The sequence below is a fragment of the Longimicrobium sp. genome (assembly GCF_035474595.1).
In the GTDB taxonomy this organism is placed as follows: domain Bacteria; phylum Gemmatimonadota; class Gemmatimonadetes; order Longimicrobiales; family Longimicrobiaceae; genus Longimicrobium.
Genome location: NZ_DATIND010000102.1, coordinates 1 through 23,434, shown reverse-complemented (window position 1 = coordinate 23,434; position 23,434 = coordinate 1). Strand labels below are relative to the sequence as shown.

The 23,434-nt window shown below is 71.2% G+C and carries 22 protein-coding genes, 1 tRNA gene and 1 pseudogene; 14 read left to right on the top strand and 10 right to left on the bottom strand.

Features of this window, described 5'->3' with window-relative positions; all coding sequences use genetic code 11:
• Positions 1–334: 334 nt before the first annotated feature.
• The 6 genes and pseudogenes from VLK66_RS28645 to VLK66_RS18745 form a co-directional block, all read left to right on the top strand.
• Positions 335–448, top strand: a pseudogene (locus VLK66_RS28645) (aldo/keto reductase); the annotation flags it as partial.
• A 36-nt stretch (positions 449–484) separates the two neighbouring features.
• Positions 485–895, top strand: coding sequence for a (R)-mandelonitrile lyase (locus VLK66_RS18765; RefSeq protein ID WP_325310997.1), 411 nt, complete (start codon positions 485–487; stop codon positions 893–895).
• Positions 896–909: 14 nt separating this feature from the next.
• Positions 910–1,917, top strand: a complete 1,008-nt coding sequence (locus VLK66_RS18760; protein WP_325310996.1) for an aldo/keto reductase — start codon at positions 910–912, stop codon at positions 1,915–1,917.
• Complete coding sequence (locus tag VLK66_RS18755) at positions 1,914–2,630, top strand: RibD family protein (protein WP_325310995.1); 717 nt, start codon at positions 1,914–1,916, stop codon at positions 2,628–2,630. Before VLK66_RS18760 ends, VLK66_RS18755 begins: the two co-directional genes overlap by 4 nt.
• Positions 2,627–3,151, top strand: coding sequence for a GNAT family N-acetyltransferase (locus VLK66_RS18750; protein WP_325310994.1), 525 nt, complete (start codon positions 2,627–2,629; stop codon positions 3,149–3,151). The genes VLK66_RS18755 and VLK66_RS18750 overlap by 4 nt, the downstream gene beginning before the upstream one ends.
• Positions 3,152–3,854: 703 nt before the next feature.
• On the top strand, positions 3,855–5,486 hold the full coding sequence (locus VLK66_RS18745) for a hypothetical protein (protein ID WP_325310993.1): 1,632 nt from the start codon (positions 3,855–3,857) through the stop codon (positions 5,484–5,486).
• Positions 5,487–5,627: 141 nt separating this feature from the next.
• On the opposite strand, the gene VLK66_RS18740 is transcribed toward VLK66_RS18745, so the two are convergent.
• From VLK66_RS18740 to VLK66_RS18725, 4 genes are all read right to left on the bottom strand, one after another.
• Complete coding sequence (locus VLK66_RS18740) at positions 5,628–8,174, bottom strand: excinuclease ABC subunit UvrA (protein ID WP_325310992.1); 2,547 nt, start codon at positions 8,172–8,174, stop codon at positions 5,628–5,630.
• Between the two features lie 199 nt (positions 8,175–8,373).
• Positions 8,374–9,051 (bottom strand): YceH family protein, encoded by a 678-nt coding sequence (locus VLK66_RS18735; protein ID WP_325310991.1) that lies wholly within the window; start codon positions 9,049–9,051, stop codon positions 8,374–8,376.
• A gap of 197 nt (positions 9,052–9,248) precedes the next feature.
• A complete protein-coding gene (locus VLK66_RS18730) occupies positions 9,249–9,833 on the bottom strand; it encodes a DinB family protein (protein ID WP_325310990.1) in 585 nt (194 codons plus the stop codon).
• A gap of 513 nt (positions 9,834–10,346) precedes the next feature.
• Complete coding sequence (locus VLK66_RS18725) at positions 10,347–11,483, bottom strand: endonuclease/exonuclease/phosphatase family protein (RefSeq protein WP_325310989.1); 1,137 nt, start codon at positions 11,481–11,483, stop codon at positions 10,347–10,349.
• A gap of 110 nt (positions 11,484–11,593) precedes the next feature.
• On the opposite strand from VLK66_RS18725, the gene VLK66_RS18720 reads away from it, so the two are divergent.
• The 4 genes from VLK66_RS18720 (at position 11,594) to VLK66_RS18705 (ending at position 13,540) form a co-directional block, all read left to right on the top strand.
• Positions 11,594–11,746, top strand: coding sequence for a hypothetical protein (locus VLK66_RS18720; protein ID WP_325310988.1), 153 nt, complete (start codon positions 11,594–11,596; stop codon positions 11,744–11,746).
• A gap of 44 nt (positions 11,747–11,790) precedes the next feature.
• Positions 11,791–12,237 (top strand): SRPBCC family protein, encoded by a 447-nt coding sequence (locus VLK66_RS18715; protein ID WP_325310987.1) that lies wholly within the window; start codon positions 11,791–11,793, stop codon positions 12,235–12,237.
• Complete coding sequence (locus tag VLK66_RS18710) at positions 12,234–12,584, top strand: metalloregulator ArsR/SmtB family transcription factor (RefSeq protein WP_325310986.1); 351 nt, start codon at positions 12,234–12,236, stop codon at positions 12,582–12,584. Before VLK66_RS18715 ends, VLK66_RS18710 begins: the two co-directional genes overlap by 4 nt.
• Before the next feature lie 164 nt (positions 12,585–12,748).
• On the top strand, positions 12,749–13,540 hold the full coding sequence (locus tag VLK66_RS18705; RefSeq protein WP_349260519.1) for a DUF899 domain-containing protein: 792 nt from the start codon (positions 12,749–12,751) through the stop codon (positions 13,538–13,540).
• A gap of 184 nt (positions 13,541–13,724) precedes the next feature.
• Here VLK66_RS18705 and VLK66_RS18700 read toward each other — a convergent pair whose 3' ends face one another.
• Positions 13,725–14,177, bottom strand: a complete 453-nt coding sequence (locus tag VLK66_RS18700; RefSeq protein ID WP_325310984.1) for a GreA/GreB family elongation factor — start codon at positions 14,175–14,177, stop codon at positions 13,725–13,727.
• Between the two features lie 365 nt (positions 14,178–14,542).
• Positions 14,543–15,505, bottom strand: coding sequence for a universal stress protein (locus tag VLK66_RS18695; RefSeq protein WP_325310983.1), 963 nt, complete (start codon positions 15,503–15,505; stop codon positions 14,543–14,545).
• 294 nt (positions 15,506–15,799) lie between these two features.
• Between VLK66_RS18695 and VLK66_RS18690 the strand changes: the two genes are divergently transcribed.
• The 3 genes from VLK66_RS18690 to VLK66_RS18680 all read left to right on the top strand — a co-directional run bounded on the left by VLK66_RS18690 (position 15,800) and on the right by VLK66_RS18680 (position 17,932).
• Positions 15,800–16,519, top strand: a complete 720-nt coding sequence (locus VLK66_RS18690; RefSeq protein ID WP_325310982.1) for an RNA polymerase sigma factor — start codon at positions 15,800–15,802, stop codon at positions 16,517–16,519.
• 11 nt (positions 16,520–16,530) lie between these two features.
• The gene (locus tag VLK66_RS18685) at positions 16,531–16,773 is read left to right on the top strand and encodes an anti-sigma factor family protein (protein ID WP_325310981.1); all 243 of its coding nucleotides are present in this window, start codon (positions 16,531–16,533) and stop codon (positions 16,771–16,773) included.
• 322 nt (positions 16,774–17,095) lie between these two features.
• A complete protein-coding gene (locus VLK66_RS18680; protein ID WP_325310980.1) occupies positions 17,096–17,932 on the top strand; it encodes a universal stress protein in 837 nt (278 codons plus the stop codon).
• A gap of 126 nt (positions 17,933–18,058) precedes the next feature.
• Here the strand turns inward: VLK66_RS18680 and VLK66_RS18675 are convergent, their stop codons facing one another.
• The 4 genes from VLK66_RS18675 to VLK66_RS18660 form a co-directional block, all read right to left on the bottom strand.
• Entirely contained in the window at positions 18,059–18,292 is a 234-nt protein-coding gene (locus VLK66_RS18675) for a hypothetical protein (protein WP_325310979.1), read from the bottom strand.
• An 8-nt stretch (positions 18,293–18,300) separates the two neighbouring features.
• On the bottom strand, positions 18,301–18,642 hold the full coding sequence (locus VLK66_RS18670) for a hypothetical protein (RefSeq protein ID WP_325310978.1): 342 nt from the start codon (positions 18,640–18,642) through the stop codon (positions 18,301–18,303).
• A 336-nt stretch (positions 18,643–18,978) separates the two neighbouring features.
• A tRNA-Asn gene (locus VLK66_RS18665) sits at positions 18,979–19,052 on the bottom strand.
• Between the two features lie 233 nt (positions 19,053–19,285).
• On the bottom strand, positions 19,286–20,260 hold the full coding sequence (locus tag VLK66_RS18660; RefSeq protein ID WP_325310977.1) for a hypothetical protein: 975 nt from the start codon (positions 20,258–20,260) through the stop codon (positions 19,286–19,288).
• Positions 20,261–20,763: 503 nt separating this feature from the next.
• Here VLK66_RS18660 and VLK66_RS18655 point away from each other — a divergent pair.
• On the top strand, positions 20,764–23,181 hold the full coding sequence (locus tag VLK66_RS18655; RefSeq protein WP_325310976.1) for a lytic transglycosylase domain-containing protein: 2,418 nt from the start codon (positions 20,764–20,766) through the stop codon (positions 23,179–23,181).
• The last annotated feature ends 253 nt before the right edge of the window (positions 23,182–23,434 follow it).

Sequence of the window (23,434 nt, the reverse complement as noted above, 5' to 3'; positions counted from 1 at the left end):
ATTCAGCCGTGGCTTCGCGCGACGCGCCGCGTGAACTCGTTCGACTCGGCGATGGCTTCGGCCCCGGCGAGAAGGCTCGCCGGGGCCGCATTGTATCCATCGTGCTCGCGGTCCGTCGCCAACGTCAAGGCGCGGACGGCTGGCGCATCGATCGGCCAGCGAACCCTTCGGCCCCGGCGAGTTCGCTCGCCGGGGCCGCTCTGATCCACCGTGCAGGCGGTTGCGCGGTCACCGGCGAGAAGGCGCTGTCATATCACTGTCAAGAAGCGGTTGCCAAGGTGTGAAGCCAGCGCTGATTTATCGAACGATCGAGGCAGACTAGCTTCAGGGCTTCGCGAAGGTAGCGATCACGGCCGGGGACCTGCGGGAGATCGACGCCGCCGCCGCGAAGATCACGGTGCAGGGCGACCGCTACCCCGCGCACCTGCAGCAGCGCGTCGGCCGCTGACGCGGCGCACGGCACAACAGAACAGGGAGACGGAAGATGGAGATCATGCGAAGCGGCTCGCGGCCCTCGGCGAAGGGTCCGGCCGACTGGTTCACCGGCACCGTGCGGATCGATCCGCTGTTCGGCGCCGAGGCGCCGGCGCGCGCGGCCGGCAACGCCGTTACCTTCGAGCCCGGCGCGCGCACCGCGTGGCACACCCATCCGCTCGGCCAGACGCTGGTCGTGACCTTCGGCCTGGGCTGGGCGCAGCGCGAGGGCGGCCCGGTCGAGGAGATCCGTCCGGGCGACGTGGTATGGTTCGCGCCGGGCGAGAAGCACTGGCACGGCGCTTCGGCGTCGGCGGCCATGCAGCACATCGCCATCAACGAGGCGCTGGACGGCAAGGCGGTCGACTGGATGGAGCACGTCACCGACGCGCAGTACCAGGCCGCGCCCCGCAAACCCTGACCGTTCGCGACGACATGCTGACCACACGCAAGCTGGGCACGCAGGGACTGGCCGCTTCCTCGATCGGCCTCGGCCTGATGGGGATGAGCCAGGCGTATGGCACCGCCGAGGAGCGCGACGAGCGCGAGTCCATCGCCACCATCCACCGCGCCATCGAGCTGGGGTGCACCTTCCTGGACACGGCGGAAGTCTACGGCCCGTTCGTGAACGAGGAGCTGCTGGCCCGCGCGCTGGACGAGCTCGGCGGCGGCGCGCGCGACCGCGTGGTGATCGCCACCAAGTTCGGCTTCCGGATCGAGAACGGCGCGATGGCGGGGGTGGACAGCCGGCCGGCGCACATCCGCGAGGCCGTGGAGGGCTCGCTCCGGCGGCTGCGGACGGACCGCATCGACCTCCTCTACCAGCATCGGGTCGATCCGAACGTCCCGATCGAGGACGTGGTCGGCACGATGGCCGGCCTGGTGCGCGAGGGGAAGGTGCGCTTCCTCGGCCTTTCCGAGGCGGGCGAGCAGACCATCCGCCGCGCGCACGCCGTGCACCCGATCTCCGCGCTGCAGAGCGAGTACTCGCTGTGGGAGCGCAACCTGGAGCCGCGCATCATCCCCTTGCTGCGCGAGCTGGGGATCGGCCTGGTCCCCTTCGCGCCGCTCGGCCGCGGCTTCCTCACCGGCGCCGTGAAGCGGGCGGAGGAGTACCCGGCGAGCGACTTCCGCCACCGCGACCCGCGGTACCAGGGCGAGAACTTCGACGCCAACGTGCGGGCCGCGTCGGCGGTGCGCGAGCTGGCCGTGCGGAAGGGCGCGGCGCCGGGGCAGATCGCGCTCGCCTGGCTGCTGCACAAGGGCGACGACATCGTGCCGATCCCCGGGACCAAGCGGCGGAGCTATCTGGAGGAGAACGTAGGCGCGGCGGACGTGTCGCTCACGAGCGGGGAGATGGCGGAGCTGGATGCCGCGCTGGCGCCGGAGAAGATCAGCGGGCCGCGCTACAACGAGAAGCAGATGGCCACGGTGGACCGATGACGGCGCCGGAACCGCGCCGCCCGCGCGTGATCTGCCACATGCTGGCGTCGCTCGACGGGCGCATCCTCACCGACGGCTGGCCGCTCTCCGGCGAGGGGCGGCGGCAGTACGAGCTCGTGCACGAGGGCTACGATTCCAACGCGTGGCTCTGCGGCCGCGTGACGATGGAGCAGCACTTCGCGCAGGGCGTACGGTCCGATGACGAGATCGCGCGCGAGCACCACGGCCCGCCGCGCGAGGACTTCCGCGCGCCGGGCGAGCACCAGTCCTTCGCCTTCGCCGCCGACGCCGGCGGGCGCCTGGCGTGGGATACGAACGACATCGGCGGCGACCACGTCGTGGCCGTCCTCTCCGAGCGCGTGTCGGACGAGTACCTCGCCTTCCTGCGCGAGCGCGGCGTGTCGTACCTCCTCGCAGGGGCGCGCGAAGTGGACCTGCCGCTCGCGCTGGAGAAGATCGGCCGGCAGTTCGGCGTGCGCACGCTGATGCTGGAGGGCGGCGGCCGCATCAACGGCGGGATGCTGAGCGCGGGGCTGATCGACGAGGTGAGCCTGCTGCTCGCGCCGGTGGCGGACGGGCGGATGGGAACGCCGGCGCTCTTCGACCTCGACGCCGGCCACGACACACGGTACCGGCTCGCGCTGGAGTCGGTGGAGCGGCGCGCGGACGACGTCCTGTGGCTGCGCTACCGCGTGGAGACGAAGACGGCTTGAGCGCCGCGCCGCCCGGCCGGTCCGGCGTTCCGGACGTCGTCATCCGCCCCGCGGTGCCCGCCGACCTCCCGGCCGTCGGCCGGCTCGGCGCGATGCTGGTGCGGATGCACCACGGTTTCGATCCGCAGCGCTTCATCGCCGCCACGCCGGAAACCGGTCACCTGTACGCCTCGTTCTTCGCGACGCAGCTCGCGGAGCCGGACGTCGCGATCCTGGTCGCGGAGCGCGGCGGCGAGGTGCTCGGCTACACCTTCGCGGGCGTCGAGGGGAACGACTACATGGCGCTGCGCGGGCCGGCCGGCGTGCTGTACGACATCGTGGTCGATCCCGCCCATCGCGGCCAAGGCATCGGCCGGATGCTGCTCGACGCCACGCTGGCGGCGCTCCGGGCCCGCGGCGCGCCCCGCGTGGTGCTCTCCACGGCGGAGCGGAACGAGTCCGCGCAGCGCCTCTTCGCCCGCGCCGGCTTCCGCCGCACGATGATCGAGATGACGCGCGAGCTGGACGGCGGCGCGTCCTGACGCCGCTGGAAGGCTGGTCTCATCCCGGATCCGGGAGATCAGCTTCTGCATCCGCACTGCACCCACCTGGCGTCATCCTGAGGCCGGCCACACTGCAACCCGCATCAGCACAACACCTTGCAGGCCGAAGGATCTGTGAGCGCGGCAGCACGTGAGTGGGTCGGATGCACCGATCCTTCTCCCGGATTTCGTATCACACGGAGAGAGCAGAGAAACAGAGGAATTCTCCCTCTGCTCCTCCGCTTCTCCGCGTGAAACCCATCTTTTCCTGAATCCGCCTGCCGTTCAGGGGGATTCGCCGCCCCCGTCCGTTACCCCAGCACCCGCGCCAGGTACGGCGCGGTGCGGCTCTTCGGTGATTTTGCTACCTGCAACGGCGGGCCGGCAGCGACCACGCGGCCGCCTTCCTCCCCGTCTTCAGGTTGTGCTCCCGCGCCCCGCGCACCGCACGAACTCGTGCTTGCCGGGTGAGCCTTCCGATCTCCTCGGATGCAGAATGCCGCCCCTGTCGGATCCCACTCTGCGACTGCCGGAGGCTCCGTCTGGCCAATTGACATGGCTTGGGAGAAAACATATGATTACGCTCTTTGCCGCCAATACATGGGACTGCGTTCGAATTCATCCTACGCCGCTCCAGGTTCCAGGGCTGTCCCGTTCGCTTCCCTCTTGCCGTTCTCGCCCCCTTCTGCCCAAAGGCATATCAATGCCGGCTTTCAGCAACATCGTCTCGATCGCGAAGTCGTTCAGCACCCTCGCGGGAGCCATTGAAGATGCATCGAAAGTCTTTGACATTCTGACGGGCAACGATGGCATGTCATCGATCGTGGCGGCAATCGGCTCGCTGGACAACGTCTTCTCGCAAGGCATGGCCCAGGTCGTGACAGCCGTAAACAACAGCACGTACCAAGAGCAGTGGAGCGCCAGGATACTGGAACTAGAGAGCATTCAAGCCGCCTCTCTGCCACTGTTGGAACAACTTGCAACCCTCACTCCCACTCATCGCATTGTGCAGGCGGGGGTGGAGATGCCCCTTGTCCGGTGGTGCGAAACGGGTGTCGGTAACGGCCTGGAATCGGGCGCGCTGACGATCCTCTCGTCACAGTTGAGCATCCTGGGGAACCTCTTCCTCTCGGGAGGCTCCTCTGCCGACCCGCCGATCCTGACCATTTGGCAACGTGTCTGCCAGGCCGCCGCCGCGAACGGAATGCCGGGCTTCGTGGGCCAGACGCAGTACACCCTCACGCTTCAGCTCATGCAGCAGGTTTACGGCATGGTTGGCTCAATGGTATTCGCGCACGAGAGCGCCCTTGCGCTGTACAAGGCCGACAATCCCGCCAACCCGCACAACTTCGTTTCGCTGCGGCCGCTGGTGTCGCAGCTTTTCGGCAACGTCAGCACGGCGAACACGGTCTGGAACGCTTTCGCTGGCCCGCTGGCCAGCGCCATCGCCCCCGGTGAGCCCGCCGTGCAGTATGGAGCCTGCATGACGTCGTGCGATAACGGTTCCGCCGCGACACCGTTCACGTCCACGGCAGTTCTCGGGAACCAGGACTTCCAGTATACAGCCGCCTTCTATGCGAGCGGCGTACAGCTCATCGCTCCCGCCGGCACGTACTTTGGAGGGCTTCGCCTGCAGGTGGAGCCCGCATTCAACGAGATGCTGACGCTGGACGAGGCGATGTTGTACCTGCAGGCCATGCCCGTCACGATCGGCCCCAACCTGGCAATGAACCCGGGGAGCTGGATGGGGAGCGCGCCGCATTCGGTGAACGTCGGGTTCATCCTGGACAACCCGCCGGTGAGCGGAGTGGACCTGGCGAGCAACCCCGCGTACGTGATGCAGCCCGATGGAGACAACTACGCGTACTTCAACACGTCGTATGCGCAGCCGCCCCTGGTCTCTGGTCCCAATCGCTACGCGGTAATCACCGGCTTCCAGATGGTGTCGTGCTACGGCAACCGGATTGGACTCGCGGTGCAGTACAGCACGCTCGACCTGTCGGCTCCCGATTCGCCCACGCTATCGGAACCCACCTGGGTGCAACCCAACCCGGAGGCGGATAGTTTCTTCGCGATCGGCGGATGGGACAACTGGGGGGTCACCGTCACCGCCGCTGATACGCGTCCAGCGGGAACCACAGACTACTTTCCGGCAACGAACGCCACGATCGTCGCTTCCCGCCCCACGGTCCAGTCTTCCGTCAACGAGAGCCAGGGAACATACATCGGCGTGGCACTGCAGAACTCCCTGCCGCTGCACACCCTGCCGTGGCTGCAGGCCGATGCCTCATTCGGACCCGGCGCACCTGCCGTTGCGAAGACGGCGACGCCCTGAACGTCGCGAGATGGCCGGCCAGCCGGGTGTGTCAGACCACAGCCATCCGGCCTGGAGTCATGCCGCTTCATGCTTCATCTGGACTGAGCCAGTTGCACCGAATTGGTCCGGAAAGGCAAACTGGTTTCTCCTCTCCGTCCCTCACCCCAACTCCCGCGCCAGGTACGGCGCGGTGCGGCTCTTCGTCGCGCGGGCCACCGCGGCCGGCGGGCCGGCGGCGACGACGCGGCCGCCTTCCTCGCCCGCGCCGGGGCCGATGTCGATCACCCAGTCGCTGCCGGCGATCACGTGCATGTCGTGCTCGACGACGACGACGGTGTTGCCGGCCTCCACCAGCCCGTGCAGCTGCGCCACCAGCTTCTCCACGTCGGACGGGTGCAGGCCGGTGGTGGGCTCGTCCAGCACGTAGAGCGAGTGGCCGCGCTGCTGGCGCTGCAGCTCGGTGGCCAGCTTGATCCGCTGCGCCTCGCCGCCGGAAAGCTCGGTGGCGGGCTGGCCCAGGCGCAGGTATCCCAATCCCACCTCGCGCAGCACGTGCAGCGAGCGGCGCACGCCTTCTTCGCCGGCGAAGAACTCCCACGCGGCGTCCACGGTCATCCCCAGCACCTCGGCGATGTTGCGGCCCTGGTAGCGGATCTCCAGCGTCTTCGCGTTGTAGCGCGCGCCGTGGCAGGTGGGGCAGGGCGCGTAGACGCTGGGAAGGAAGAGCAGCTCCACCATCACCCACCCCTCGCCCTCGCACGTCTCGCAGCGCCCCTTCGCCACGTTGAACGAGAACCGCCCGGCGTCGTAACGCCGCTTCTTCGCGTCCGGCGTGGCGGCGAAGAGGCGGCGGACGTGGTCGAACAATCCCGTGTACGTCGCCAGGTTGCTGCGCGGCGTACGCCCGATCGCCTTCTGGTCCACCTGCACCAGGCGGTGGATCTCCTCCATCCCGCCCGCGATGCGGCCGCCGACGGCGATGGCGGACGGGTGATCGGCATCATCCTCCTCATCGGCTGCCGTGGGCAGCTCGTGACCCAGGTGCGCGGCCACCAGCTCCACCAGCACCTGGCTCACCAGGCTGGACTTTCCCGAGCCGCTGACGCCGCTGACGGTGGTGAACACGCCGAGCGGAAACCTCACGTCCAGCTCGTGCAGGTTGTTGCGGGTGACGCACTCCAGCGCCAGCCATCCCCTTGGCGCGCGCGGCGTCCGCGGCGCCGGCTTCTCCTCGCCGAAGAGGTGGCGGCGCGTCTGCGACTCCTGCACGTCCGCCAGCCCGGCGGGCGGGCCGCTGTAGAGCACGCGGCCGCCCTGTTCGCCCGCGGCGGGGCCCACGTCCACGATCCAGTGGGCGTGGCGCACCACGTCCATCTCGTGCTCCACCACGAACAGCGAGTTCCCCGCGGCCAGCAGCCCGTCCAGCGCGCGCAGCAGCGCCTCGGTGTCGGCCGGGTGCAGGCCGGCGGAGGGCTCGTCGAGCACGTAGACCACGCCGAACAGGTTGGAGCGCACCTGCGTGGCCAGCCGCAGGCGCTGCAGCTCGCCGGGCGAGAGGGTGGGCGTGCTGCGCTCGATGGAGAGGTAGCCAAGCCCCATGTCCAGCAGCACCTCCAGGCGCGCGCAGAGGTCCTGCGAGATGCGGTGCGCCACCATCGCCTTTTCCGGATGCTCCGCGTCGCGGCGCTTGCGCCCCGTCTGCGTTCCCTCCGCGTAGGGGCGGGCCAGGGCGGCCACGCGCGCCAGCGGCAGGCGCGACAGCTCGGTGATGTCCATCCCCGCGAACTTCACCGACAGCGACTCGGGGCGCAGCCGCTTGCCGCGGCACACCGGGCACTCGGTGCTCAGCATGTACTGCTGCGCGCGCCGGCGCATGGCCGCGCTCTGCGTGTTGGCGAAGGTGTGCAGCACGTGCCGCCGCGCGCTGGTGAAGGTGCCCATGTAGTCGGGCGGGTCCTTCCGCTTCAGCGCGCGCCGCGTTTCCTCGGGCGTCAGGCCGGGATAGACGGGTACGACGGGCTGCTCGTCGGTGAAGAGGATCCAGTCGCGGTCCTTTTGCGGCAGGTCGCGCCAGGGGCGGTCCACGTCGTAGCCCAGGGTGACCAGGATGTCGCGCTGGTTCTGCCCGCCCCACGCCTGCGGCCACGCGGCGATGGCGCGCTCGCGGATGGTCAGCGAGTCGTCGGGCACCATCGAGCGTTCGGTGACCTCGTAGATGCGGCCGTGCCCGTGGCAGCGGGGGCAGGCACCCTCGGGGGTGTTGGGGGAGAAGCCTTCGGCGTAGATGATCGGCTGGCCGGGCGGATAGTCGCCCGCGCGCGAGTACAGCATCCGCAGCAGGTTGCTGAGCGTGGTCACGCTGCCAACGGACGAGCGCGTGGTGGGTGTGCCCCGCTGCTGCTGCAGCGCCACCGCCGGCGGAATTCCGTCGATCTCGTCGACGTCGGGGATGCCCATCTGGTGGAAGAGGCGCCGCGCGTACGGCGCCACCGACTCCAGGTAGCGCCGCTGCGCCTCGGCGTACAGCGTGCCGAACGCGAGCGACGACTTCCCCGACCCCGACACGCCGGTGAACACCACCAGCGCGTCGCGGGGGATGTCGACGTCCACGTTCTTCAGGTTGTGCTCCCGCGCACCGCGCACGCGCACGAACTCCGCCTGTCGCGCGCCCTCCGCCGCCGTCTTCCCGCTCTTGCCTGCCTTCATCGTCCCAGCCCGCCCGAGAGGTTGTTCCGATTATGGAGATGATGGGGATCGGGAGATGGCGATGCACCCGCATTCCAATCTCTGCCCCGTGGTGTGCCGCGCGGCGCCAGAGTCGTGCCCGAAGCCGGCGTGAGCTCGCCTCAGCCCGAGCGATGTGCAGAGCCTGCTCGTAGCCGAAGCCGCCGTCCATCCCAGTCCGCTACTGAAACTGCGCGCGGAACGCCTCGAGTTCTGCGCGCACGGCGGCGACCTCCGCCTGCAGCGCCTCGACCGTGCGCTCCAGCGCGGCGACCCGGTCCTCGTCCACATCGGCGCGGTGAGGGCGAGCGCGGGGGGGTGGTTCGTCCGCCATCTCGGGCGCATCGGCCTGCGTGGGTTCGCCGGCGAGCAGGTGGGTGTAGCGGACCTCCTTCTGGCCCGGGCGGCGGGGGAGGCGGGCGACGAGGGGGAACGGCTGGCGCGCGATCAGCGACTCCAGCACCGATTCCAGGTCGGGGATGTCGGCGAACGACGCCAGCCGCGCGGTGCGCGCGTGCAGCTCGCCCGGTGTCTGCGGGCCGCGGAGCATCAGCACGCCCAGCACCGCCAGCTGGCGCTCGTCGAGCTTCAGCTCTTCCGCCAGCAGGTGCTGGAACTTGGTCACGCGCGAGCCCACCGGCTGGATCTGGTGCAGCAGGCCACCGCGGCGGAGCGCGATGATGTGGTGCGTGGCGGTGTCCTCGTCCAGCCGCATCACCGGGTCGCGGTTGGTCGTCTGGTTGCACGCCGACAGGAGCGCGTTCAGCGAAAGCGGATAGTTCTCCGGCGTCGTCACCTCCTTCTCGAGGAGAGCGCCGAGGATACGCACTTCGACATCCGTGAGCGGAAGGTTCACCATCGGGTTTCCTCTGTCCAAAGATCAACCGGGAGCCGAACGATGCGGGTGGCGCGGCCCGGATTGCAAGTTTCGGCCTGATCCAGTGGGTTGGGGACAAGCGAAAGCCCCGGCAGCGTGAACCGCTGCCGGGGGCTTCGTTTCCCCACCACCTCGCCGACGCGGGGCAGGTGGTGCGAGAGGGCACCCGGACGCCGCCGCTACTGGCCGGTCCGGGCCGGCCGCGGGAGCGCCGTCGGGGGGATAAGGTCGTTCAGGCGCATGTAGTTGGCGAGCTGGCTGTAGTGGTCCGCCATGTCCGTCACGTGGCCCAGCACCATGCTCACGCGCGGCACCTGGCGAGACTGGCCGCGGAACGACAGGGTCACCTGGTCGGCCAGCTTCGCATCGTCCAGCTGCCCGAGCGCGCGCTCGCAGAACGCGAACGACGCGTTGAGGTTGGCCATCAGCCTGGCCTTGGGCCAGGTGGCCTTCACGGAGTCGGCGGTCGCGGTGTCCTCGGCCGCCACCGGCGCCTTCATGTCGCCGAACGCGTTGCAGAACAGGTAGTTGTCGCTGGCGAGGTGCTGGGCGATGTAGCCGATGGTGAGCTGCACGGGCGTCGGCTTGTAGCTGAACAGCCGCTCCGGGATCGAGTCGAACGCCTGGGCGATGTTCCGCTGCAGCCCCAGGGTCCGCGCACGGAACACCGTGGTGATCGGGTTCGCCGGCGGACTTCCGGACGGCTGCTGGGCGGCAAGGCTGGCCGGCAGGACCAGGGCGAGGAGCACTGCATAGGTCTTCATACGTCCTCCCGGGAGGGTGATGGGGAATCCGTCGTGATACTCGGTCCCGCGGCCGGCTTGCGCAACCGTGCCGGGTCTCCGCCGCGTGGAAAGCTCCGGGCGCGGCCGATCACCGGCGACTGAAAGTCGCAGCAACAACGACGGGAAGCCTCGCAAACCGCGCGAGGCTGATCCGCTCGGTTCAGGCGGGGAGGCGAGTTCGAAGTCGTAGACCGCTTGATACGCGCGGAGATGGCAAGGTAGGGAGTCCGCGAAGGCGGACTTCGGGCCGTTGTTGCCGTGATTTCGATCGCCCTTCCATGCCCCCCTCACCGGCGACTGAAGTCGCAGCAACAACGACGGGAAGCCTCGCAAACTGCGCGAGGCTGATCCGCTCATTCCGCGGCATCGGCGCTCACAACGGGTCTCCTTTCATCCTCCCTGGACGGGCTAGCGCGAGGACGACTCAGGAGACGGCGGGTCGATGCGGCGGGGAGCCACGGGCTGAATCCCCCGGACCCGGGATCATCCCGTCTACGACCCGTCGAGGAACTGCAGGTCGACGATGACCGGGTGGTGGTCCGAACCCGCGTTGTCCGGGCTGGTGGAGATCCGGCGGGCACGCCAGCCGGGGCCCATCAGCACGTGGTCGATGCGCACCCGGATCCATCCGTTGTCCTTGGTCCATCCGAACCCGCGCCCGGCCGCCTCCCACGCGTCGGTGAGGCCGCCCCAGTGCTCCTGGAAGATGCGGCTCTCCACCGGCGTGTTGAAGTCGCCCACGACCAGGCGCGGCGCGGTGCCGCGGTCCACCCACGCGCGGGCGAGGTGCGCTTCGATGGCGCGCAGCTCCGTGTTGGTGCGCATGGCCGTCCATCCGAGCCCCGCCAGCGCCTCGAAGCCCTTCCGCGGCGTCTCCAGGTGCACGTTGGTGACGTCGACGGGGCCCGCGGGCGTCCGCAGGGTGTAGCGGATGACGATCCCCGTGCCGCCCACGGACGAGGTCTCGGCGATGTGCTCCAGCGCCGAGCGGTCCATCATCGCGGCCGCCACGATCGGGTAGCGGCTGAGCAGGCAGAGGCTGTCCTTCTCCTGGTGATACCAGCCCTGGAGCGCGTTGATCGCGTTGATGAGGGGGCCGACGCATTCCTGGAACGCCACCACGTCGGGGTGCCAGGTCTCGAGCAGGTCCGGCAGGCGCACCGCGGCCCCGTCGCCGCCGTCGGCGTTGAAGGTGACCACGCGCAGGCTCATCCGCGCGTCGCCGCCCGCCGGGAGCCGCACGCCCGGCCGCCACCCCATCACCCCCACCAGCACCACGCCCGCGGCGGCCCCGAGCGGCAGCAGCAGCCGCCGCCGGAGCCCGGCCGCGAGCGGGACGAGCACGGCCAGCGGCAGCAGGAGCGGCCACTTCCCCGCGAACAGGAAGGCCGTCGCCGGCACCCACCGGTCCCCCAGCCCCCACAGCACCGCGCAGGCGGCGATCGCCGCGGCCAGGTAGCCCCACGACACCAGCGCCAGCCACCACGCGAGCCTCGCCCGCGCGCCGCCCTCGCGCCGCGGGCCCGGACGCGGCCGAGCCGCGGGCTGGGAGCGTGAGGAAGGCTCCGGCGCGGGCGGCCCGCGGCGCGGCGCGGCCGTCGCCTTCACGCGCACGGGGAGCTCCACCACGCGTCCGCAGCGGCACCGCAGCCGGCGTCCCGCGTGCGACTCTTCGCCGTGGAAGACTTCTCCGCACTGGCAGCGGGCGGTCAACATCAGGGGAGGGGAGATGAGGGGCGATGGTGGGCGAACGGTGGACCAAACTTCCGGTCATCGCACCGGCGAAACAAGGTTCTTCGCGGCCGGTGGATGATCCCGAAGCCGTTGTCGCCGCGCAGGTCAAGATGGCGACGCGTAACTTGAGGGTTGCGCGAATCCGCATCGAGGTGTAACTATGTAGTTACGTGTGATCGATTCACTCTCACGGGCAAGGGCGATGATTCCCGACCAGATCGAACGCGAGATCCGCATCGCCGCCTCGATGGAGCGCGTATGGGCCGCGCTGACGGAGGCGAAGCACCTGGGCACCTGGTTCGGCGACGCCGGCGCCACCATCGACCTGCGGCCCGGCGGCGCCATCACCCTCAACTGGGAGAAGAACGGCACCGCGCGCGGCCGCGTGGAGCGCGTGGAGCCGCCCACGGTCTTCTCGTTCCGCTGGATACGCGGCGGCCACGAAGAGCCGGAGCCGGGCAACCACACGCTCGTGGAGTTCACGCTGGCGCCCGACGGCGGCGGCACCCTGCTGCGGATGGTGGAGAGCGGGATCCGCGGGCTGGAGATGGCGGAGGCGAGGGTGCGCGAGTACGTCCGCAGCCACGAGCACGGCTGGACGGCCGAGCTGGACGAGCTGCGCGAGTACGTGGAGAGGGGCGCGGAATGACCCCGCGCCTCCGCGCCGCCGGGCCGGCTCCGCCGGACGACGCCCTCGTCGCGATGGCGGACCCCACGCGCTGGCGCATGCTGAACCTGGTGGCCGCGCACGGCGAGGAGACGGCCACCACCCTGGCCGCGCAGCTCCCCGTCAGCCGCCCGGCGGTCGCCAAGCACCTGTCCGTCCTGAGCCGCGCGGGGCTGGTAGGCGCGCGGCGCAGCGGCCGCGAGGTACGCTACCACGTGCGCCCCGGGCGGCTGGAAGAAGCCGCGCGGTGGGTCTCGCGGCTCGCGGCCGAGTGGGATGCGCGGCTCGCGGCCATCAAGCGCATCGCCGAGAGCCTGGAGGATTCATGATCTGCCCCGCATGCCTGTCCACGCTGGCGATGGTCGCCGCCGGCGCCACCTCCACCGGCGGTCTGGCCGCCGTCGCCGTGCGGATGCGCGGCCGCGGGGCCGCCCTCGCCGCCGGCGTGCGGCGGCCGCTCGCCAACTCGCCCAAACCGGAGGTTGCAACGACCATGTCCGGATCACCCGCGAACCACCTCGACGGAGAGCTCGCCATGCAGACGCCACCGATCGTTTCGCCGCAGGAGTGGGAAGCCGCGCGCGAGCAGCTGCTGGTGAAGGAGAAGGCCATGACCCGCGCCCGCGACGCGCTGGCCGCCGAGCGCCGGCGGATGCCGTGGGTGGCGGTGGAGAAGGAGTACGTGTTCGAGGGGCCGGGCGGAACGGCGAGCCTGCTCGACCTGTTCGAGGGCCGCCGCCAGCTGGTCGTCTACCGCGCGTTCTTCGAGCCCGGGGTGTTCGGCTGGCCCGACCACGCCTGCCGCGGCTGCTCCCTGGGGGCCGACCAGGTCGCGCATCTCGCCCATCTGAACGCCCGCGACACCACGCTCGCGTACGCCTCGCGCGCGCCGCAGCCGGACATCGCGCGGCTGAAGGAGCGGATGGGGTGGCAGATGCCGTGGTACACCATCACCGACAGCTTCGACGCCGACTTCGGCGTGGACGAGTGGCACGGCCACAACGTGTTCATCCGCGACGGCGACCGGATCTTCCGCACCTATTTCATCAACAACCGCGGCGACGAGGCGATGGGCACCACCTGGAGCTACCTCGACCTCACCCCGCTCGGCCGCCAGGAGCTCTGGGAGGACTCGCCGGAGGGCTACCCGCAGACCCCCACGTACAAGTGGTGGAACTGGCACGACAACTACGAGGCCGAGGCCGCGCCCGATCCCAAGTGGGTGGAGGTGTCGGACGCGGGAGAGGAGGCGTTCCGCAACCCCGACGCCCGCGCCACGGCATGAGGTGTCTGTTCGGCGCCGCGCATCCGGCGGCCTGATCGCCATCGGACGAAGCAGGACAGCGGGGGCGCCACCCGGGCCGGGCGGCGCCCCCGCTGTTCATCCGCCTCTCCGCGTTCCGGGCCCGGCAGGATCGGCTTCCTCTTCGTCCCGCCACGATCCCGGTCCGGGGAAGCCCTCGCGCGCGTCAGGCGTACGCCGGGATCAGACCCAGCATCTGCGGGAGAGTCGTCACGGAGACGATCCGGTAGCGCAGCGTCCCCGCGGGCGTCTGCACGGAGACGCGGTCGCCGGCCTTGCGGCCCAGGAGCGCCTGGCCGACGGGCGAGGCGAGGCTCACCTGGTCCTCGTCGAGGTCGATCACGTCCCCGGTGACCAGCGTGTACGAGACGCGCCGGCGATCATCGAGGTTCTGGAGGACGACCGACGAGCCGTAGCCCACCCGGTCGATGGGAAGCGCGCCGCACTCCAGCCCCGCCAGCCCGGCCACCAGCTGGCCCAGACGGCGGATCCTTTCCTGCACCCCCCGCCGCTCCTCCGGGGCGGCGCACACGGCGGTGGCGCCGCCGAGCTCGGCCTCCATATCGTCCGTAAGCTGGCGCGACAGCTGCTCCAGCTCGCTGCCAAGCCGATCCCTCACGTCCGCGATCATCTCCGGCCTCCTGGTTCGGTTGCCCTTCATCCGCTGGTTCCACCCGCCACTCTCCGGCGCGGGCGGAGAAACGCCGCCGGCTCCAGCGCTGGGAACCGGCGACGCTCTATCCCGCAGTCTCGCGGCAACCGGATCCGTTACATCCGCGGAGATGCCGTACGTTGCATCCGGCCGGCGCGGCTCACCTCGAGCAGGAGCAGCCATACCGGATACCCGCAATCACCTGTGCATCCCAAACGCATAGAAAGGACGTCATCCTGAGGCCGGCCACACTGTCATTTCCCTCGCGCGAATGGTTGCAGGCCGAAGGATCTATAGGCGAGTCGCACGTGCGCTGCCGATCTCCTTCGGTATCAGTCTCCGGCAGCGGCGAGCTCCATGGTCGCCTCGGGCTCCACCGCCTCCCGCGTGGGCATCTCCGGGTCCGTGGAGGAGGCCGGAGCGCCGGCTCCGTCCGTGTCGGGCCACGGCGCGAGCGTCCCGGGGAGCACCAGCACGGAGCAGGGGAGACGGTGGAGGAGGATCGCGCGGGCATCCTCCGGGCACCCGGCCGAGCTGGCGACGCCACCCGCCGGCCCCAGCATCACGAGATCCGGCGTCTCTTCGGCGGCCACGCGGAGGATCTCCGTGTGCGGGACCGTGTTCCAGCGAATGCTGCGGCGGATCCGCAGCCGGGCCCGCCACGGGCGCTGGCCGCCCGCCCGGCGGAGCTCGCGATCGAGCTCGGGGGCAAGCTCCCGCCATTCGCGCGGTCCGCTCGTTACGTGGAGGACCCGCAGCTCCGTGGGGGTCGGCGGGTCGAGCGAGCTCAGCCAGTCGCACGCGTGGGCGAGCACGCCCTGCCCGACCTCGGCGGCGGAGAGCGGCAGCAGCACGCGGATGAAGGGGCGATTGAGCGGGTTGCGGACGAGAAGGCAGGGCGCGGCGGCCGCCCCGGCGGCGTCGTGGAGCGCGCGGAGGTGCCGGACCCCTCCCGGCGTGTCCGGATCTCCCGCCCCGAGCACGACCAGGTCCGCTCCGACCTCGCGCGCACGCACCCGCACCGTATCCCCGGCCTGGTTGAAACCGAGCGCGCAGCTCGCGGGCGCCAGCCCGGCGGGGACGACGCGCCGGACCTGCCGCGCGAGCGCGGACTTCGCGTCCTCGATCCGCCTGCCCACGTCCGCCTGGAGAGCGTCCCGCAGCGTCATCCCCACGATCTCCATGGGGTGGACGACGTGGAGCCCGGCACCGCTGCGGATGGCGAGCACGGCGGCGGCAGACAGGGCCCGGTCCGAGGCGGGAGTCAGGTCCGAGACGGCGAGGATCGAGCGCATGAGCCTTTCGAGAGCGGGTCGCGCCGCCTCCGCGCCCCGGCGCATGGATGCGCGAAGCCGCGGCGCCGGGGTCGTCATCGACCCGGCACCGGCGTCCGCGCAGAGCGCCGGCGGCCGACGGGGGCGGCAGCAGGGTCCACCCCTGCTTTCGCCATGCAGTCTCGCCGCCGGCCGGTCCGTTACAGCCCCGCGAGGGGGAGCCTTCCGGTGCGCCGGGGGTAGGACCCGGGGCACTCCACGCAGGCGGCGAGATCCACGCAACCGGCGCGCAGGCGCCTGGAGGAACCCCACGTGATGGCTCGGCAGAGCCCGGTTTCGGCACCGGTTCCCGACGAAGCACCCGCGCCCCGGGCGCCGTCCCGGGACCTGTCGTTCCAGGCGGCGCGCGAGGAGCAGCTCCTCGTGCAGGCGCTTCGCGAGCGCGACGAGGCCGCGTTCGAGCTGGTGCTCGACCGCTACTACGCGCCGATGCTGCGGACCGCGACGATCTACGTGGGGAGCCGTGCGCGGGCGGAGGAGGTGGTGCAGGAGACGTGGCTGGCGGTCCTGGGCGGGATCGACCGCTTCGGCAGCCGCTCGTCGCTGAAGACGTGGATCTTCCGCATCCTGATCAACCGGGCGAAGACCTCGGCCACGCGGGATGCGCGGCTCGTCCCGCTGTCCAGCCTGGGCCGGGGACAGGAGGACGCGGATGGAGGCGGCACCCCATACCCGGCCGATCCCCTGGACGGCTGCCCGCCGGACGCGGAGCCGCTGTTCTCCGGCTCCGCGTCCATGGCCAGGAACCCCGAGGACTGGCTGCTGTCGGATGAGCTGCGGGAGCACATCGAGGCGGCGATCGGGGCACTGCCGGCGAAGCAGCGCGAAGTGATCGTCCTCCGGGACGTGGAAGGGTGGACCCCGGGCGAGGTGTGTAACATGCTGGAGATCTCCGAGTCCAATCAGCGGGTGCTGCTCCACCGGGCGCGGGTCAGGGTCCGCGACGCGCTGGCGCCGTATCTCGTAAATCCTTGAGAATGATGCCCATGGACACCCGGCTGGCTTGCGACGACGTGATGCAGCGCGTTACCGAGTACCTGGACGAGGCGCTTCCGCCCGGTGCGAAGGAGCCCTTCGAACAGCACCTCGCGGAATGCGCGAACTGCACCCGCTACCTCCAGGAAATCCGCCAGACCATCCACCGGCTCGGTGCACTCCCCCGCGAGCCGATGCCCGCCTCGATGAAAGACCGGCTCCTCCAGGCCCTCCACAGCCGGCAATCCGCGTAACCCCCTGTTCTCCTGCCGAATCCGGGAATCCAGTTCGTGCATCCCTCGCCGCATCAACCCGACGTCATCCTGAGGCCGGCCAAACTGTAACTATCGTCTACGCATCTCCGCAGCACGTGATTCGGCGAGGTGCACCGATTCTTCCGCCGGATCTGGTATTGGATACGGCCCCAGGGCCGCGCGAGACGATCCGAGACCCCATGAGCCACGGTCCGGGCGCACCGTGGCCGCGCTGCCTGGTGCGCGTACGGACGGGCCCGGAACCTGCCGGAACGACGCGCCACCCCCGTTGAGCCACCGCGGCATTCCCGTTGGAGATCCAATGCGGCTTCTGACGCTGAAATCGGTACTGGTCGCCACGGACCTCGACGAGGCTTCCCCGTTCGCGCTCCGGACCGCTGCCCGCCTGGCGACGCTCGCCGGGGCCAGCCTCCACCTGGTGCACGTCGCGGATGCGCCGGTCCCGGGTGGCGAGTCCAGGCTGAGGGAGCTGTTCAGGGAAATCGCGCCGGATGCCCCCGGACTCGAGAGCGCCCGGGTCGTCGGCGGCGTCCCAGCGGAGGCAATCGTGGAGCAGGCTGCCCGTGTCGGTGCGGACGTGGTGATTCTCGGGCCTCACCGGCGCGGCACCGGGCAGACGGGAGAGCTGGGGAGCACCGCGGCGAGCATCGTTCGCACGGCCCCGTGTCCGTGCCTCGTCACGGCCACGGAACTGCTCCTGCCCCTGGAGCGGGTCATCGCCGCCATCGATCTGTCGGAGGCGGCCAGCGGGGTGCTGTCGGTCGCCCTGTCGTGGGCGTCGGCGTTGCGCCCGCGGGGTGGGAAGGCGCGGCTCACCGCGCTGCACGTCACCCCGGACCCCGGCGAGGACACCGTGCGGCGGGTGCGCGAGGAGGTCGAGCGGGCTCGCGCGCGCGCCCGGGATGCCTCCTTCGTGGAAATCCACGAGCGGCTGGGTCCCGGCTCGGATCCGGCCGGGGAGATCCTGCGGCTTGCCGCCTCGGACTCCGCCGATCTGCTGGCGGTCGGAACCCGTGGCGCGGCCCCGCCGTCATCGGGTCTGGGCAGCGTGTCGGCGGCCATCGCGCGTGAGACGCCTTGCCCCCTGTTGCTGGTGCCGCCGGCCGCGTGGATGGCTCAGGATGCCGCCCGGGTGTGAGCTCGGCTTGGCGACGTGGGCGCCCGGCCTGTCGGCCGGGTAATCACTTCTACGGCATGGGCGGAGCTTGCGCGAAGGCGTGGAGGGGGTCCCCTCCACGCCTTCGCGTCTTCGCATGTGAGTCCGTCAGGCGGGTGGCGAGCCGCCCTCGCCGGCCTGGTCGGGGTCCCGCGGAGGATTCTTCCCGCTGCGGGCGCCGATCCACAGCGCCCACGCGAAGATCGCCGCGATCACCACCGCGATCGCGACCTCCAGCGGGGGCGCGTCCTGAAAGACGCCCACCGCGAGCATCGACATCATCTTCTTCATCTCCCTGCAGAAGTCGTTGTCCACCCGCCGGCCGGCGGGTGGGAGGTTCAATCAACGCTTCAGCGGGGAGGGGCCGTGGCGTAGTAGGCGGGCCGCTTCGCGCTGCGCGGCACCGGGATGCGAGATGGACGGAGATGCGTCCCGCCCGCTTCGGCCCGGGGGAGCAGCGTGGCGGAGGCGGGGATGAAGGCGGGGGGATGGAGGTCCGGCCCGGAGGCGGGCTGTGCGCCGCGCTTCGGCACGGGCGCCTGGGCCAACGTGCCGCGGTGCGACGCGGCGGCCGCATACACCTCGTCGCGCGGCCGGACGCCGGCGTGCTGCGCGGCGGCGGCGGAGTGGGGATGATGAAGCGCGGGCGCGGCCAGGAGCAGGGCCAGCGCCGCCCGAAGCAGGCGCCGCATTCCGATCTCCCTCATCGCGGCGCGATGCACGCGGGGAGCACCGGGGAGCTCGGGACCCGGGGTGTCCGCCGATGTCGCGAACAGGCCGCCAGGCGCGCGGTGTCGGTCATCTCCGGCGATCCAATCCGCAACTGGCTCCTGGGGTTGAAGTTGCCCGTCCACGCGAGAGCGCGGGACGCACCTAGGGTTTACGCCGCCGGCGGCCCGGCGTTCCCCCGGACCGGCGGATCCGGCCATGCTCCAAACCGGTTCTGGTTACACCGTTACCTCTTCCTGTGGTGCAAGCGCGAAAAGGCCCGGCAACGTAAACCGTTGCCGGGCCTTCCCTTATCTCAGCGCCCGCGGTAGGACTCGAACCTACGACCCCCTGATTAACAGTCAGGTGCTCTAACCGACTGAGCTACACGGGCAAACAAATGCGCCCCGTTTCCGGAGCGGCCCCAAAGTTATAAAAGCGGGGTTGTCGTGTCAACCCGCCGAAGCGCACCCATCTCCCATCCGCTCCGCAGGTTGGATGCTCCTGGGCCGATCGGCTTCGGGATGTTTCGCGGGGGATCGCCCGAGGCGCCCGACGGCACGCCTGGCGCCGCCGACGTGCCGGCCAGACGGCCGCGGATGCCCGGCGTGTCCGGACGAAGGACGCTCACGCCGGGGTGATGCTCGCCACGTCCAGCTCGAAGTCGGGGTTGCTGAAACGGACGGAGGCGCACGGGCCTCCCAGCACGGCCGGCGCGGTGGAGATGTCGCCGGGCGCCTCGATCCGCAGCACGGCCCCGCGCTCCCATGCCCAGTACGTGGCGGGCACCACCCGGCCGCTGGCGCGCAGGCGCACGCGCACCTCCTGCGGGCTGCGGTTCAGCGATGCCCGGTGGCGCGCGTCCCTGGCCACGGGCCCGGCTGCTGCGCCGCGAACCTCTACGTTCGCGTCGGCCGAGAGGTTCAGGCGGAACGACGCCATCGCCGCCGTGCGCGTGCCGGTGCCGGTGCCGGGCGGGAGCAGGTGCCGGTGCGCCCTGAGTGCCAGGTTCTCGTAGAAGTAGTCCACCCGCATGGCGATGGCCGTCGCCGCCGCCACGATCGTCGCCGAGCTCGAGTCCGCGTCGATTCCCCTGGCGAGCACCGCCGCAGCGTCGATGAACGGCTGGTTGTCGGCGATGCTCCGGTCCTCGGCGACGATGTACGCGGCACGCTGGGCGGGATCGACCACCTGGTCCACCCCCCAGCCGGAGATGGCCAGGCCCACGGCGCCGGTCACCGAAACCTGGTTGTACTCCAGCTTGCTCAGCGCCAGCACCAGACGGGCGATGAACGTCCCGCGCGGCGCCTCCTGCGCGATCTCGCACGAGGACGGGAGCACGATGAAGCGATGGTCCCCGGGGAGATTGCGGGCGCGCAGCGTGGCCGCGAGGGTCTCGGGGGTGTAGTCGCCCGCCTGGTCCGGCCCGGCATGCCCGATCAGGAACAGGGTGTCGTTCTGCGTGAGCCCGGCGGCGGCGAGGTCGACGGCCGGGTTGGCCAGCATCAGGATCGAGGGCGCCTGGTGCCTGATCTTGATGGTGATGGCGTTGGTGAGCATGATCCAGTCCGGATTCGCCTCGAGCATGACGACCAGGTTCATCTTTCCCTCCGCGGCATTTCGTCTCCCATTCTCCGGATCCCGTCATCCCGCCGCCCGGAAGCGCATCACCCGCGCCGGTCGCGCCCGGATCGCAAGTTGTCTGAAATCAACGACCTGGCGGCAGTTGGCAGATCGCATCCGCCGCTTCGATGCACCGCGGCGTTACACCGTCTGCATCACCGCGGAAACCGGAGGGCGAAGCGGATCGGCCCGCTCGTCCGGGTCGCGGCGGCGGACCGGTCCGCCGCCGCACGAACTCCCACCAGCGACAAGGTCCTTGTTTCCCAACGGCTTGCAATCGCATCCCGCACGATCCGGGGCGGTTCGCACGGAGAACGGGGCGGGGAACATCCGGCGGCGGGGAGGGTTGAACCCTGCTCATCCCCAGCACATCGGCCCTGATCGCCCAACCCGTTCGCGTGCAACGGGTTCGGGAACGGATCGTGCCCGTGCGCCGGACCTGGATACGCAGGATCGCAGCACAACGAAGGACCGCGGGACCCATGAAGCACACCCTGAACATCGTCCATTGCGCCGGGATCGCGGGCGTGCTCGCCGGCCTGGTCTTCGGCGGCTCCGCGCATGCCGTGCGCGACTTTCCGCGCATGTCGCAGCTGGCGCCGAAGGTGGATCTGGACCCCTTCCGCGCGGTGACGCACGCGGGGATGCTGGTGGCCGCGCGCACCGCCCAGGCGCGGCTGGACGACGGCCGCCCGTGGGCCGCGTGGAACGCCATCCGCGACTTCGCGGGCGACGACGCGGACGAGCTGCCGCCCTCCGTGGCCCTGCTGGCCGCGCGCGCCGCGGCGGGGTGGGACGGCTGGAGCCACGTGCGCCGGCTGCTGGAGGGCCGCGACTGGCTGGCGCGCGAGGACGGCGGCGCCGGGCTGATGCTGCTGGGCCGCGCGGAAGAGGCCGCGCGCGACTGGGACGCCGCCGCCCGCGCCTACCGCGGCTACGCGCGCGCCGCCGCCGGCTCCGACCGGGGGATGGCGTACGCGCGGCTGGGGCGCGTGCTGCGCGCGGCCGGCCACGACCGCGAGGCGGCGGAGGCGTTCGCGAAGGCGGGCGGCGAGCTGCCGGAGGTGGCGGACTGGTTGGCCGCGCTCCGCGCCGATGCGCTGGAGGACGCGGGCGAGGGCGTGGCCGCGCCGGCGTCCGGCTCGGCCGCGGCGCGGGCGTGGGCGGCGCGGGCCGAGGCGCGCTCGCGCTCCGCGCGTGGCGACCGGGCGGGCGCATCCGCGCTGCTGGCGCGCGAGGCGGAGGCCATCGCGGACGACGATCCGTCGCTCGCCGCCGAGCTGCAGGTGCAGCGCGCCCGCATCCTGGCCGGGGAGAAGCGCGCGGCGGAGGTGCGCGGCGAGCTGCGCGCGGCGGCGGCGGACGCGCGGGTGGAGCCGGCGGTGCGCGTCTCCGCGGCGGGAGTGCTGGCCGACCTTCCCGGCGGCCTCTCCGCCGAGGAGCAGGTGGCGCGCGCGGCGGCGTACGAATCGGCGGGGAAGCCGGGGCTCGCGGCGAAGGCGCTGCGCGTCGCCCTTTCCCGCGGCGCGGCGGCGGACGGGGCCACGCTGCTCCGCATCTCCCGCCTGCTGTTCGACGCGGCCGACTACGCGCCGGCGCGGGAGTGGGCGCTGAAGGCGGCGGAGAAGCTGGACGGCGAGGGCGCCGCCGAGGCGGAGCTGATCTCCGCCCGCGCGCTCGTCCGCCGCGGGGAGGAGGACGACGGCGTGGCCGCGCTGCGCCGCCTCATCGAGCGCCGCGCGGGGACGGCGGCCGCGGGATCCGCGTGGTTCCTGCTGGGCGACGCCGCGTCCGACCGCGACGCCGCGATCGCCGGCTACCGCCGCGCCGCCGCATCTCAATCCCCCTTCGCCCGCGAGGCGCAGTACCGCGTGGGCGACCGCTGCCTGAAGGCGGGCGACGACGCCTGCGCCGCGAAGGCGTGGGAGGACTACGCCGCCCGCTGGCCGCGCGGCGAGGAGACGGCGCGGGCCGCGTACATGGCCGGCGTGCTGCACGAGCGCGCGGGCCGCGCCGACCGCGCCCGGGCGATGTACGCCGCCGCCATCGCCGCCGACCCGGTGGACTACTACGCCATCCGCGCGGCCGACCGGCTGGGCGCGGACCCCTTGGCGGACGTCGCCGCGCGCCCGGCCGCCTGGGCGGTGACGGTGGGCGACGACGGCGAGGTGGCGGGCGTCGTCCGGCGCCTGGCCGCGCTGGAGGCCGCGGGCGCGGAGGAGGCGTGGAAGGCGGAGATGGATTCGCAGACGCGCCGCTTCGCCGATCGCCCGTATGCTCTCCTTCTCCTCGCGGAGGGGGTGCGCGACGCGGGGCACACGGTCGACGCCATCCGCATCGGCCGGCGGCTGCTGGAGATGCGCGGCGGCGCGTGGGACCTTCGGCTGCTGCGCGTGGTCTTCCCCTTCCCCTACCGCGAGATCCTGGCGGACGAGGCGGAGCGCTCGGACATCGATCCCTGGCTGCTGGCGGGGCTGGTGCGGCAGGAATCGTCGTTCAACCACGAGGCGCGCTCGTGGGTGGGCGCGACGGGATTGTCGCAGATCATGCCGTCCACCGGGGCGTGGCTGGCGCCGGCGGCGGGAGTGAAGAGCTACGATCCCTCGCTCCTGGCCGTCCCCGAGATCAACCTGCGGATGGGCGCGCGCTACCTGCGCGACCAGCTGCGGCGCTACCGCGGCGCGCGCGACCTGGCGCTGGCGGCGTACAACGCGGGCCCCGGCCGCGCCGACCGGTGGAAGAGCGAGCTGGGCTACGGCCGCGACGTGGACGCCTTCCGCGAGAAGATCCCCTTCGCCGAGACGCGCGAGTACGTGAAGGTGGTGATCCGCAACGCCGAGGTGTATCGCCGACTGTACGGGCCCAGCCGCTCGCCCGGGCTGGCGGACGGGGAGCGGTAGGCAGGGGACAGGGATCATACCAATCCGGCATAAGTATCAGTGCATCCAGCCAAATCACGTGCTGCGGCGCCGATAGATCCTTCGGCCTGCAACCTCTCGTGTAGACGCTGATTTCGGTGTGGCCGGCCTGAATAGAAAGTTCGCGGCCTGGCCCCCCACCGGCGACTGAAGTCGCAGCAACAACTACGGGAAGCCTCGCAAACTGCGCGAGGCTGATCCGCTCATTCTGTGGCATCAGCGCTCACGACCAATC

Coding starts and splice junctions, on each gene's coding strand:
- VLK66_RS18765 (WP_325310997.1), top strand. CDS start 485: ATGGAGATCATGCGAAGCGGCTCGCGGCCCTCGGCGAAGGGTCCGGCC.
- VLK66_RS18760 (WP_325310996.1), top strand. CDS start 910: ATGCTGACCACACGCAAGCTGGGCACGCAGGGACTGGCCGCTTCCTCG.
- VLK66_RS18755 (WP_325310995.1), top strand. CDS start 1,914: ATGACGGCGCCGGAACCGCGCCGCCCGCGCGTGATCTGCCACATGCTG.
- VLK66_RS18745 (WP_325310993.1), top strand. CDS start 3,855: ATGCCGGCTTTCAGCAACATCGTCTCGATCGCGAAGTCGTTCAGCACC.
- VLK66_RS18740 (WP_325310992.1), bottom strand. CDS start 8,174: ATGAAGGCAGGCAAGAGCGGGAAGACGGCGGCGGAGGGCGCGCGACAG.
- VLK66_RS18735 (WP_325310991.1), bottom strand. CDS start 9,051: ATGGTGAACCTTCCGCTCACGGATGTCGAAGTGCGTATCCTCGGCGCT.
- VLK66_RS18730 (WP_325310990.1), bottom strand. CDS start 9,833: ATGAAGACCTATGCAGTGCTCCTCGCCCTGGTCCTGCCGGCCAGCCTT.
- VLK66_RS18720 (WP_325310988.1), top strand. CDS start 11,594: ATGGTGGGCGAACGGTGGACCAAACTTCCGGTCATCGCACCGGCGAAA.
- VLK66_RS18715 (WP_325310987.1), top strand. CDS start 11,791: ATGATTCCCGACCAGATCGAACGCGAGATCCGCATCGCCGCCTCGATG.
- VLK66_RS18710 (WP_325310986.1), top strand. CDS start 12,234: ATGACCCCGCGCCTCCGCGCCGCCGGGCCGGCTCCGCCGGACGACGCC.
- VLK66_RS18705 (WP_349260519.1), top strand. CDS start 12,749: ATGTCCGGATCACCCGCGAACCACCTCGACGGAGAGCTCGCCATGCAG.
- VLK66_RS18695 (WP_325310983.1), bottom strand. CDS start 15,505: ATGCGCTCGATCCTCGCCGTCTCGGACCTGACTCCCGCCTCGGACCGG.
- VLK66_RS18690 (WP_325310982.1), top strand. CDS start 15,800: ATGGCTCGGCAGAGCCCGGTTTCGGCACCGGTTCCCGACGAAGCACCC.
- VLK66_RS18685 (WP_325310981.1), top strand. CDS start 16,531: ATGGACACCCGGCTGGCTTGCGACGACGTGATGCAGCGCGTTACCGAG.
- VLK66_RS18680 (WP_325310980.1), top strand. CDS start 17,096: ATGCGGCTTCTGACGCTGAAATCGGTACTGGTCGCCACGGACCTCGAC.
- VLK66_RS18670 (WP_325310978.1), bottom strand. CDS start 18,642: ATGCGGCGCCTGCTTCGGGCGGCGCTGGCCCTGCTCCTGGCCGCGCCC.
- VLK66_RS18660 (WP_325310977.1), bottom strand. CDS start 20,260: ATGAACCTGGTCGTCATGCTCGAGGCGAATCCGGACTGGATCATGCTC.
- VLK66_RS18655 (WP_325310976.1), top strand. CDS start 20,764: ATGAAGCACACCCTGAACATCGTCCATTGCGCCGGGATCGCGGGCGTG.